This is a genomic window from Vasconcelosia minhoensis LEGE 07310, from assembly GCF_015207255.1.
Classification (GTDB): Bacteria; Cyanobacteriota; Cyanobacteriia; order Phormidesmidales; family Phormidesmidaceae; genus Vasconcelosia; species Vasconcelosia minhoensis.
The window spans coordinates 1-10,813 of the sequence record NZ_JADEXG010000101.1; the positions used below are offsets into that span (position 1 = coordinate 1).

9 protein-coding genes are annotated in these 10,813 nt (G+C 56.0%); 4 read left to right on the forward strand and 5 right to left on the reverse strand.

Annotation, left to right across the window (positions count from 1 at the left end; translation table 11 throughout):
* The first annotated feature begins 308 nt into the window (after window positions 1–308).
* The 3 genes from IQ241_RS24000 to IQ241_RS24010 all read left to right on the forward strand — a co-directional run bounded on the left by IQ241_RS24000 (window position 309) and on the right by IQ241_RS24010 (window position 4,867).
* Complete coding sequence (locus IQ241_RS24000; protein WP_193912135.1) at window positions 309–1,502, forward strand: sensor histidine kinase; 1,194 nt, start codon at window positions 309–311, stop codon at window positions 1,500–1,502.
* Window positions 1,503–1,612: 110 nt separating this feature from the next.
* Complete coding sequence (locus IQ241_RS24005; RefSeq protein WP_193912137.1) at window positions 1,613–3,076, forward strand: DEAD/DEAH box helicase; 1,464 nt, start codon at window positions 1,613–1,615, stop codon at window positions 3,074–3,076.
* A 216-nt stretch (window positions 3,077–3,292) separates the two neighbouring features.
* Complete coding sequence (locus IQ241_RS24010) at window positions 3,293–4,867, forward strand: sensor histidine kinase (protein WP_228022047.1); 1,575 nt, start codon at window positions 3,293–3,295, stop codon at window positions 4,865–4,867.
* On the opposite strand, the gene IQ241_RS24015 is transcribed toward IQ241_RS24010, so the two are convergent.
* From IQ241_RS24015 to IQ241_RS24030, 4 genes are all read right to left on the reverse strand, one after another.
* Window positions 4,833–5,264, reverse strand: coding sequence for a M20/M25/M40 family metallo-hydrolase (locus tag IQ241_RS24015; RefSeq protein WP_193912141.1), 432 nt, complete (start codon window positions 5,262–5,264; stop codon window positions 4,833–4,835). The two genes, IQ241_RS24010 and IQ241_RS24015, sit on opposite strands and share 35 nt — an antisense overlap.
* Window positions 5,264–6,184: an amidohydrolase gene (locus IQ241_RS24020; protein ID WP_193912144.1), complete on the reverse strand. Its 921-nt coding sequence runs from the start codon at window positions 6,182–6,184 to the stop codon at window positions 5,264–5,266. Before IQ241_RS24020 ends, IQ241_RS24015 begins: the two co-directional genes overlap by 1 nt.
* 20 nt (window positions 6,185–6,204) lie before the next feature.
* Window positions 6,205–7,278 carry a M28 family peptidase gene (locus IQ241_RS24025; RefSeq protein ID WP_193912146.1) on the reverse strand — a complete coding sequence of 358 codons (1,074 nt, stop codon included), beginning with the start codon at window positions 7,276–7,278 and terminating at the stop codon, window positions 6,205–6,207.
* 332 nt (window positions 7,279–7,610) lie between these two features.
* On the reverse strand, window positions 7,611–8,030 hold the full coding sequence (locus IQ241_RS24030; RefSeq protein ID WP_193912148.1) for a Spy/CpxP family protein refolding chaperone: 420 nt from the start codon (window positions 8,028–8,030) through the stop codon (window positions 7,611–7,613).
* A 128-nt stretch (window positions 8,031–8,158) separates the two neighbouring features.
* On the opposite strand from IQ241_RS24030, the gene IQ241_RS24035 reads away from it, so the two are divergent.
* Window positions 8,159–9,526, forward strand: a complete 1,368-nt coding sequence (locus IQ241_RS24035; RefSeq protein ID WP_193912150.1) for a sensor histidine kinase — start codon at window positions 8,159–8,161, stop codon at window positions 9,524–9,526.
* 57 nt (window positions 9,527–9,583) lie between these two features.
* Here IQ241_RS24035 and IQ241_RS24040 read toward each other — a convergent pair whose 3' ends face one another.
* Window positions 9,584–10,522: an Rpn family recombination-promoting nuclease/putative transposase gene (locus IQ241_RS24040; protein WP_193912152.1), complete on the reverse strand. Its 939-nt coding sequence runs from the start codon at window positions 10,520–10,522 to the stop codon at window positions 9,584–9,586.
* Window positions 10,523–10,813: the final 291 nt, after the last annotated feature.

A 10,813-nucleotide genomic window follows, 5' to 3' on the forward strand; every position in this document is an offset into this window, starting at 1 on the left:
CCCCTCGGCTGATCGGGGCCGTAGAACCGGTACCTGCTGTGCCTGGCGTTCTGGTCAAGCCTGATAGAATCTGCTAAGCTGCTATATTCTGAGTCTGCTTAAAAAAACAACTTATGATCCCTGAATTTGTCATACAATGCAGATACTGAATTTGGGTTGAGCTCCTTTAGCCTGTGGCTTGCCGCAATTTGTCAATCCTCTCAAAGCGCTACAGTTCCGAATGCTCTAGTCAAGCGACTGATGGCTCAATGGTCTGATGGAGATATCGGTGTGAACGGGCTAAGGGGGCTGAAGAGTAGGCTTTGGGAATGAACTATAGTCAAGCACTACTCGATAAAAAGGACGACATTATTCAGGCCTGGACTGACTTAGTTCGCCAGGATGTCGAAATTGAGAGTAACAAAGAGCTAACTTATCAAGCAGTGCGCAATAGCCTGCCTGAAGTCATAGAAGCGCTGGCAGCCCTATTTTCAGAGTCGGGTCAAAGCGGCTTCCGCCCGATTATTGACAAAAGCCTGAAGCACGGATTTGTCCGCGCCCAGCAGGGCTATGACCCGAAGGAAATTGCCCACGAATACGGCCTGCTGCGGGAAGTCATCTTTGACAGCTTAGAAGATGAACTGCTCGCAGGCTCATCGCAGGACACGCTAAAGGCCGTGCGGCTGCTCAACACGGCTGTTGATGCAATGGTGACGGTTTGTTTTGAAAAATATGTCGGCGAAAGGCTGGAGGAGTTTGAAAGGCTTCACCACCAGCTGCTGCTAACGAATCAAGAACTCAACCGTCTGGTACAGATGGAGCAGGAAACCTTTTCCCATTTTGCCCACGAGCTGAAAAATCCGCTGAACTCGATCATCGGCTACTCGGATATTTTTATTAAACAAAATAAACGACTCGAAGGTCAAGACAACAAAAAACATTTAGAGTACATTGAGCGGATCTTAAAAAACGGTCGGCAGCTGCTGCGGCTGATCAATGACACCTTAGAAATTTCTCGACACAAAGCAGGAAGAATCACCCTCAACGTGGCGCCGATTGATATTGAGGCGCTGATTCAGAACGTCGTGCAGATTTTGGAGCCTCAGGCTGAGCAGAAAGGACTGGAAATTAGGGTCAGCTGTACTGTCTCGTCTGACCAGGTGGTTTCAGACCGGCTGCGGCTTCAGCAAATTGTGATGAATCTGGTGGGCAACGCCATTCGCTATACCGAATCCGGTAGTGTCCAGGTCAGCTGTCGGCCTGTCTCCCCCAGTCAGTTTGAAATCGTCGTTTCTGATACCGGCGTCGGCATCGATGACGAAGATCAGTCCCAGATTTTTGATCCGTTCTATCGCGGCAAACCGGGCCGACAGCAGTCTGATAGCACGGGGCTAGGTCTGACGATTGCCCTCCAGGTCGCTGAACTCTTGCAGGGCGAGCTGCAAATGACTTCGCAGGTGGGCTCTGGGTCGGTCTTTAGAGCGCTGCTTCCCTTGCGAATTGAGCCCCCCGTCTCGCCCTGACGCAGACACTTCGTCATCAGCAATTTCTCAGCAGAACTGCGCGCTTAACTTACTAATTGCCGCTATCCTAAAAAAGGCTTTAGCAGCCGCCCCCTATAGCCAGCCCTGGTATGGCGCGAACGCCGACCCTAAAATTTGACCGCGGCACCTTGATTCTCCATCCGCCGCCCCGGGGTAAGGCCTGGATTGACTATGCGGTTTGGGACGACCGGGTTGAGCGCTTTCGGGTTCCGGCTAACCAATATCGACGCCTGGTTGAGGCGCTCAAAACCGATGGGGTCAGTTTTGACGACCAGGTGCAGGGGTTTGAGCCGCTGACGCTGAACGCTAACCTAACCATGACGCCCTATGCACATCAGCGCGAAGCGCTGCAAGCCTGGATTGATAGCCGCTGGTGCGGGGTGGTGGTGCTGCCGACCGCCGCGGGTAAGACCTATTTGGCCCAGCTGGCGATGCAGACGACGCCGCGCAGTACGCTGATTACGGTGCCGACGCTGGACCTGATGCACCAGTGGTATGCCCAGCTAGAAGCGGCGTTTCCTGGTGTTGAGATTGGCCTGCTGGGGGGCGGGTCACGCGATCGCACCTCAGTTCTAGTGGCGACCTACGACAGCGCTGCTATCCATGCTGAAACCTTAGGCAATCAGTACGCCCTGCTGATCTGCGACGAGTGCCACCATCTGCCTAGCGACTTTAACCGGGTGATTGCTGAATATTCAATTGCGCCCTACCGGCTGGGGCTGACGGCGACGCCCGACCGGGCCGACGGTCGCCACGCCGACCTGGATACGCTGCTCGGTCCGGTAGTCTATGCTAAAACGGCGGCGGAGCTTTCCGGCAAGGCGCTGGCCCCCTACGAAATTGTGCCGATTAAGGTGCCGCTGTCGTTGGCGGAACGCGATCGCTACAGCACCCTGATCCAGCAGCGCAATGACTTTTTGCAAAAATCCAAAATCTGGCTCAGCAGTACCCAGGGCTGGCAGCGTTTCGTCCAGGCCAGCGCTCGCTCCCCAGCCGGTCGCCGGGCAATGCTGGCCCACCGCGAGGCGAAGAATATCGCCCTTGGTACTGCCGGTAAGCTCAAAATTCTCGACCAGCTGCTCGACCAGCACTATCCCGACCCAACCCTGATCTTCACCAACGACAATGCCACCGTCTACCGGATCTCCCAGGATTTCCTGATTCCCGCTATCACCCATCAGACCCCGGTGAAAGAGCGCCACACCATTCTGCAAAAGTTTCGTACCGGTGAATACAGGGTCATTGTCGTTTCCCATGTGCTCAACGAAGGCGTCGATGTGCCAGAAGCCCGCATTGCCATCCTGCTTTCTGGCAGCGGTTCCACCCGAGAATACGTCCAGCGTCTGGGCCGGGTGCTGCGCAAAGGCGACGGCCAAAAAACCGCATTACTCTATGAAGTGATTGCCGAAGAAACCACAGAAGAAAATATCTCCCGTCGCCGTAAGCCAGCGTCACCAGAACGTCAGCTAGAGCTAGTCACCGACAAATCACCGTATGATTTCATACCTGACAGCACGCCCAACGCTGCTGAAGTCGAAAATCAATGGGAGTAGTCCATGGGGCGTACTCTAGGGCTAGTGCCAGCTCTATGTTCTATGAACACCAACGCCAGCCGTGATCGGTTCTAGGTCATTAGGGGGAACTCTGAGGAGAGTTTTTCCACTGCGGCTTTAGGTGCATTTGCTGTGAGTGTGGAATCTTGGCTGAGACAAACGACCGGCGTTTGAAGGGCTGAATTGATGTTGAATCACCTGAAGCACAAACTTTTTATGCCCGGACTGACTCTGGCAGTGGTGTTCAGCCTGATGCTGGTGGCGACCGGCAGCTGGAACGCCTGGCAGATCTCGCAGAATTTTAAGGGCGGCGTCGTTGCAGAATTTCAGCTAGAGCAGCTGGTGGGCGAAATTATTCATCTGGACGAGGTGTTGACCATGTCGGCGCGGATGGCAGCTGCAACGGGGGATCTGCAGTGGGAAGAGCGCTATCGGACATACGAACCGAAGCTAGATGCCGCCATCAAGCAGGCGATTCAGATCGCGCCTGAAACCTATGCGGACCATGCCTCTCAGACGGATGCTGCCAACATCAAGCTGGTAGATTTGGAAAACCGGGCATTCGCTTTGGTTCATCGGAGGCAGACGGGACAGGCATCAGCGCTGCTGTTTAGCTCAGATTACGAAACCCAAAAGCAGGTCTATGCGGCTGGCATGGGCAAGACAACGGATGCGCTACAGCAGCGGATGCAGTCCAGTTTGGATGCCTACGGGGCAGCATTGTCTCGGTCTAGCCTGATTAGTTTCGTCAGTTTGCTTGTCCTCACGGCTGCCTGGGCGGTGATTCTGATTTTGATCAATCAGTACATCCACAAACGGCGGCAGGCGGAGCGAAGATTGCAGGCCGCCAAGTGGCAGCTAGAGCAGAGCAATGCCAGCCTCGAAGTTTCAAAAACGGCCCTGCGGCAAAAGGCAGATACGCTGGAGCAGACTTTGCAGGAACTCAAAAAGACGCAGGCTCAGATGGTCCACAATGAAAAAATGTCGAGTCTGGGGCTGCTGGTCGCCGGGATTGCGCACGAAATCAACAATCCGGTGAACTTCGTCTATGCCAACCTGGACTTTGTCGAAGACTATGCCAGGGACCTGCTAGATTTTGTACGGCTTCACCAGCGCCACTATCCCAACCCGGCACGCGAAATTCAGTCTGCGGCTAAAGCAATTGACCTAGCGTTTCTACAGCAGGACCTATTGCGTATTCTCAAGTCGATGCGAGTCGGGTCTGAGCGGATTCGCGAAATCGTCCTGTCGCTGCGGATGTTTTCCCGCTCTGACGAAGCCGCGCTCAAGCCGATAGACATTCATGAAGGCATTGAGAGCACGCTGCTGATTTTGTCTCATCGGCTCCAGGCTCAGCCCAAGCGCCCAGAAATTGAGGTGATCCGAGACTATGACACCGCTTTACCGCTGGTGGAATGCTATCCAGGGCCATTAAATCAAGTGTTTCTAAACATCCTGGCTAACGCCATCGATGCGATTGAAGAGGCCGCGATCGCGCAGTCGGAAGCCGAATTCCCGACCGGCCAGATCAAAATTCGCACATCAGTGGTAGAAGAACAAGTTGAAATCGCGATCGCCGATACCGGCACCGGCATTCCAGAAGCGGTGCAAAAACAGCTGTTTGACGCCTTCTTCACGACCAAGCCGGTCGGCAAGGGCACGGGCTTGGGCATGTCGGTCAGCCACCAGATCGTGACTGAAAAACACCGGGGCAAGCTCACCTATTTTTCGACCCTGGGCCGGGGAACCGAGTTTGTTATTCAGCTACCGATTCAGCAGCGGGCTGATTAGCGGGTTCGCTCAGACAGTCAGCGGCAATTTGCAGAAATAGGGTAGCGCCTCGCTCGATTAGCGACTCGGGAAAGTCGTAGTCAGGATTGTGCAGGGCGGGCTCCTGTTGACCCGCACCGAGGCCGAATAGGGCACCGGGCGCGATCGCGGTAAATCGGCCAAAGTCTTCTGACCAGCGTAGGGGAGCCTCGATCCGGGTAAGCGGGACCTGGCACTGGTGCGCCGCCGCGCAGACGCGCTCTACCGCGGCCGGATCGTTGACGGTGGCATTGAAGACATCTTCGTAGGCCAGGCTACAGCGCAGGTCCGAGACGCTGGCGAGCTGACGCGCCTTTTCTTCTATATGGCTAACAATCCGCTGCATCGTTTCATCGGTTTCGCTGCGCAGCGTTGCCATCACTTCGGCCTTAGGATCAAGGATTTAATAAGATGCACAACTCCCGAGCCCTCATCCCCAACCCTTCTCCCGGGGGAGAAGGGGGCCGGATCTAGCTCCCTCTCCCCCGGGGAGAGGGCCGGGGTGAGGGCCGCGAGACATGCACAAATGGTCAAGTTATTTAATTCTCGATCCTTAGCGGGTGACGTGCCAAAGGCTTTTTCACCCAGCCGCGCCCCGACCACCGTCGCAAACGCCAGCTCGTCACCAAACCCCAGCCGGGTCGGCAGCTGGCTGAGTTCGTCAATCAGCTGGCACATCGCCGCAGCTGGGCTAATGCCAGTCTCTGGCTGGGCGGCGTGGGCAGTTTTACCGAGTAGGGTAATCGTCACCCCGCGCGAAGCGCAGCTAAAGGTGCCCGAGCGAACTACGACCTGACCCAAAGGCTGGCCGGGCAGGTTGTGTAGGGCAAACACATAGTCCGGCCTGATCTGCGAGAACTTCTCGTCTGCAATCACTGCCGCTGCCCCCTGCCCGGTCTCTTCAGCCGGCTGATAGAGCAGCACCACCCGACCTCGCAGCGGACGTTGAGCCGCTAGCTGAATTCCAACTGCCGCCAGGATCGCCATATGCCCATCGTGACCGCACTTGTGAGCGCAGCCAGCGGCAGTAGACCGATGGGCAAAGGTATTCTCTTCCTGAATTGGCAGGGCGTCGAGTTCGCAGCGGAGCAGCACCGTCGGGCCGGGCTCCGCCCCGCTAAAGACAAAGGCAACGCCGGTACCGCCCAGCTCGGTTAAGGTTTCATCCGGCTTGAGGTCGGCAAAGAAATGCAGAATTTGCTGAGCCGTCTGAAACTCTGCCCCGGATAGCTCCGGCTGCCGGTGTAGCCTGCGACGGAGCTGCGCGGCGGAGTCTGTAGGCAGAAGTTCGATCGGCATAGTGGAGTGTCCTACGGCAGTCAGGCTCGGCGGCGCTTGCTGACCCATCCACCCAGGCCAGCCGCGAGCAGCATTCCTGCCATCCCGGTCGGCTCGGGGACCGACTCATACCGATCGTCAACCCAGCTGAGTAGGGTATCGAATACGGCGACGTAGTTGCTTGCCCGTTCCTCAATTAAACCAGGGAAAACCCGATTGATAAAGGTGAGGTTGTCGGTCGCTGGGTCGTGCCAGGTGGCCCCGCCGGGAACTGCCGGGTTGGCGGTTTGGGTGTAGCCGTCCAGCTCGCCGATGGACCAGTTCGTCGCTTCCGCTGCGAGTACCGGCATCAGCTGGTCGAAGGATTCTAGATCGCTACAGCAGCCCGTCCCCGCCGGATAGTTGGGGTTGAGTCCTGGATTGGTATAGGCTTCGATGTCCAACTCAGCCGCAATTTCCAGCGCCAGGTCTCGATACTCAAACCAGCCTGGATTCTCTGTCGCCCCGCGTCCAGCGTTGAAGTACATCCGGTCGCCTACGATCAGGCTGTCCAGATTAACCATAAATTCTGTTTTCTTGACCCCGCTGCGGCCCAGGCTGTCGGCATAGTAGTCAGAGCCGACCAGACCAATTTCCTCAGCGCCGAATAGGACAAACTGATAGGTCAGTTCCGGGTCGGGCTGCAGCCGCTCGGCCAGTTCTAGCAAGACACCTGCACCGGAAGCGTTATCGTTCGTTCCCTGCAAATTTGACCGGTCGAGGGTCGGTCGGCTAGGCGCGTTATCATAGTGAGCGCCGACAATCACCTGCTGATTCAGCCGCCCGGTACGCTCGGCCACAATGTTATAGGAGGTCAGGCTCTCGTCTCTAAAGTCGTAGCTGAAGGACTGGAGCTTGGGCTGGTAGCCCAGCTCGCCTAGCCGCCCGGTCAGGTAGTCCACCGTCTCGGCTTCTTTGTCCGTGCCAACGCTGCGGCCCGCCAGATTCTTAGAAAGGTAGTAAATTTCATCGACGGCGGTTTCGCCAAAGTCGAGTGATACAGCTTCAGCGGGTAGCGCAATTGGCGCGATCGCGCCTACGGCAGCCCAGAACAGGGACAAATTTCTAAGCGTCATAGGGTTTTGAGGGGCCACCTTCCGGCGGAAAAAAGAGCAGCCCTTAACTTACCGCTTGCCCCAACCGGATTTTGTTCTCCAGTAACAGAGTAATTTTACGCAATGTAAAATTCGGATGCTGAGTAGATAAGTACCTGAGCATTGAAATTTACATAAAAGGATTTGTCATTCCGAGCAAGCGAGGAATCTCTCGAATGCTGATGCTTCAAGGTGAGATGCCTCGACTAGCTCGGCATGACATCAGACTTCTCTCTGCAAAAATCATGTAATTAATTTTGGCTGACTACTTAACCGATTGTTCCGTCCTGTCACCCGCTCAGCATAAGTCCTTCCTAGCGATGGCTCTGACGATTGCCCTGAGGCCGTTCCGGGCACATTTCCTGAAGCTGCTGCTGCTGTTCGTCGGTGAGCACAGCGCGGATTTGCTCGCGGGAGGACTCGCGGATGGCTCGCATTTGCTGCCGCTGCTCGTCAGTGAGATCGAGCGATCGCAACGCTTCACGTGGCGACTCACTGCCCGCTGCAGCAGCTCGCTGCTCTGGGGTCAGCAGCGCTTCCATCTGGCTGCGGGTATCGGTGCGGATAGTCTCAATCTGGGCGGATTGCTCTTCGGTCAGGTCAAGCTGCTCTAGATTTGGCCGCCGGTGGCCGCCGCCATTGGCGTTGGCGGAATGGACCCAGGTCAGCGGAGCAATTAGCAGGGCCACGGCGGCTAGGCTGCCCAGAGAAATCGTCTTGAAGTTGAGTTTCATGGTTTGTGTGTTCTGTAGATTAATAGGGTAGAACCGCTAGCGTTCAAGGGCTAGAAGTCTGCTTTGGACTCTTCTAGCTTAGGCAAAGCGATCCAGCCTGAGAGGCTGCAAAGGTCACAATCGCACCCATGACTTTTGTCATGATTTGTCTGGGAAACTGGACGGCGCCTTTCCACTCGGGCGATAGTTTGGTGAAGCGTCCTTCCCTCACGCCGATGAGCCGAGCCCTTCAGCTAAGCAATCATCCCTTTCGCTTTTTGCTCTATCTGGAGTGGGGCCTGCTGGCCGTTGCCTTGATGAGCCTGCTGGATGTACCGCCGCCGCCGGTTGGACGCCATGGTCCGCCGCCCGGTTGGGAGCATAGCCCGCTGATTGCTGTGGTTCCCCTAATTCTGTTTGGGCTTATGGGGCTCTACCTGCCTTTGGGCAAGCTGCCGCGTCTGGGCCATACGCTGGGACAGATTCTGCTGACGCTGATCACCTCAGCCACGGTATTCAACGATGGGCGAATTATTCCAGCGGTCTATCTAGTGTTAGTCATTCGCGGCTGCCTGATGTATGGCTTAGCGGGTCGGGTGATGCTGGCAGGCGCTGCCTTTGTGCTCTTTGTAGCGGGGCTACAGGTCAGGCTGCGATCGCTCTCAGCCATCAGTCGCCGCCTGCCCCCGGGTGCCCAAAATCGGCTGCAGGGACTGATTATGGGCTTTCAGCTCAACTTCATCGTGCTCTTTGGCCTGTCTTTACTGCTCGTCGTGCTGCTGATTAACGCACTGCTCACCGAGCGGCAAAGCCAGCAGCAGCTTCAGCAGGTCAACCAGGAGCTGCGCCGCTCTGCCCAGGAAATTGAAAAGCTGGCGATGGATCAGGAGCGCAGCCGCATTGCCCGCGAAATTCACGATGCCCTGGGCCACTCGCTCACCGCCCTGAATATTCAGCTAGAAAGCGCGCTCAAGCTCTGGGACAAAGATCCGTCCAGAGCGCAGCAGTTTTTGAGCGAGGCCAAGCGGCTGGGCAGCCAGTCGCTACAGGACGTGCGCCAGTCTGTCGCCGCGCTGCGACAGGACCCGCTGGCTGGGAGGACGCTGGAAAACGCGATCGCGCAGCTGCTCAAAAGCCTGCAAACCGATTCAGCAAATTCGCTGACCGTCACCCAGGACATTCAGCTCAGCCGTCCCCTGCCCGCCAACTTCAATCTCGTTCTGTATCGCATTGTGCAAGAAGGGCTGACCAATATTATTAAACATGCCAACGCCCGCCATATTCACCTCCAGCTGGTGAGTTCGGCAGCGGTGGCGACGCTAACGCTGGAAGATGATGGCAAGGGCTTCAATCCCGATCAGGCTCGTACGGGGTTTGGCTTGCAGAGTATGCGCGATCGGGCCGAAGCGACCGGCGGCACCTTCACCATCAGCAGTCCAACGGCTATTGGCAAAGGCTTTCAACGCGGCACCCGCCTCCAAGTTAGCCTGCCGCTCCCACGGGCCGCTCAGGACTAACCCGCCTTTGTTCCAAAACTTGAGCATATCGATGATGACAGGGCAGGCAAAGGGTAGCTATCGACCCTGCGCTGCCAGCCAGGTTTCTAAATCGGCTGGGCTGGAAAAATCTAGCAGGGCTTCCCCTAAGGACTCTAGCTGAGGCAGGGATAGGGTGTTGATTTGCGATCGCGTCCCTGCCGAAATTTCGCCGACTTTACGAGCGAGCAGCCGTAGGATAAGTGATACTGTCGCTCTCCGCTCACCTTCTGCTTTCCCTTCTGCTTTCCCTTCTGCTTTCCCTTCTGCTTTCCCTTCTGCTTTCCCTTCTGCTTTCCCTTCTGCTTTCCCTTCTGCTTTCCCTTCTGCCTTGGCTTCCTGATAGACCCGAGTTTCCTGTAGTCTGACTCCCATCATTGCCTCAACCTCTCGCCGACTCAGATTGGTAAATTTGTAGACCATAATTGTCGTAATCATATCTATTATGGCGCGACTCGTAGTCGGCGGGCTTTCCTGCTGGGAGCGGGCAAGCAGATTGCGGGCGACTTCGGGTGAAGCAGTCTCATCAACTGCGGTGAGCGCCATCAGCGCGACGTTTAACGGTAGCTGGTCAATCTCGCCGAGCTCATCGATGTAGACTCGATGGACTCGCTCGCTTTCCAGCAGCGTGAGGTAGGGATGGGTCTGACGCTGCTCGGTTGTTCGCGAAGGATAGATGACGACGGCTTGCCAGTCGCTAAAGCGATCGCGATTGCGGTAGAAATACAGGAATAGTTCGCCAAATAGCCGCTCATAGAGCTGTTCATCTTTTTGAAACTGGACCTCGCAGAAATAGACAACGCCCGGCGGTTCTGATGCTGGCGGCAGGAACACCCCATCAATTTCGAAGGTAGGCTCTTTGACCGATACGGCATCGAAGCGGTAATTCTCAGCGTTGGCGGGAGGATTGGCCAACAGCTCAAACAGCAGCTCGGGTGACTGTTGAAACAGTTGGTAAAAGATGGAATCGCGCCGCATAGATAGATATTTACCATGATTTCGTAGCGCCTTCGGTCTGAGGCAGCACCTCAAGGTCTCGGATCGTCTATCGAACTTGGCCAGCAGTTTGACTTATCGCTATTCTACTCGCTGAGCCCTGACCGATAGAGAGGTCCAAGGATATATACTCTAGCCGGTTCGGGCTTGAACTAATTCTATAGTCATGGTGAAATTGAGTTAGCCCACCCAAAAGACACCGCGGTCATGATTCAACTAGAGTTCAGCGAAGCCGACATTAGCGCACTTGAATACGAGCGCTATCACCACCCT

Bases quoted from the DNA above. Each gene is read 5' to 3' on its own strand.
- IQ241_RS24040 (WP_193912152.1), bottom strand. From the start codon at position 10,522: ATGCGGCGCGATTCCATCTTTTACCAACTGTTTCAACAGTCACCCGAG.
- IQ241_RS24025 (WP_193912146.1), bottom strand. From the start codon at position 7,278: ATGACGCTTAGAAATTTGTCCCTGTTCTGGGCTGCCGTAGGCGCGATC.
- IQ241_RS24005 (WP_193912137.1), top strand. From the start codon at position 1,613: ATGGCGCGAACGCCGACCCTAAAATTTGACCGCGGCACCTTGATTCTC.
- IQ241_RS24015 (WP_193912141.1), bottom strand. From the start codon at position 5,264: ATGGCAACGCTGCGCAGCGAAACCGATGAAACGATGCAGCGGATTGTT.
- IQ241_RS24010 (WP_228022047.1), top strand. From the start codon at position 3,293: ATGCCCGGACTGACTCTGGCAGTGGTGTTCAGCCTGATGCTGGTGGCG.
- IQ241_RS24020 (WP_193912144.1), bottom strand. From the start codon at position 6,184: ATGCCGATCGAACTTCTGCCTACAGACTCCGCCGCGCAGCTCCGTCGC.
- IQ241_RS24000 (WP_193912135.1), top strand. From the start codon at position 309: ATGAACTATAGTCAAGCACTACTCGATAAAAAGGACGACATTATTCAG.
- IQ241_RS24030 (WP_193912148.1), bottom strand. From the start codon at position 8,030: ATGAAACTCAACTTCAAGACGATTTCTCTGGGCAGCCTAGCCGCCGTG.
- IQ241_RS24035 (WP_193912150.1), top strand. From the start codon at position 8,159: ATGACTTTTGTCATGATTTGTCTGGGAAACTGGACGGCGCCTTTCCAC.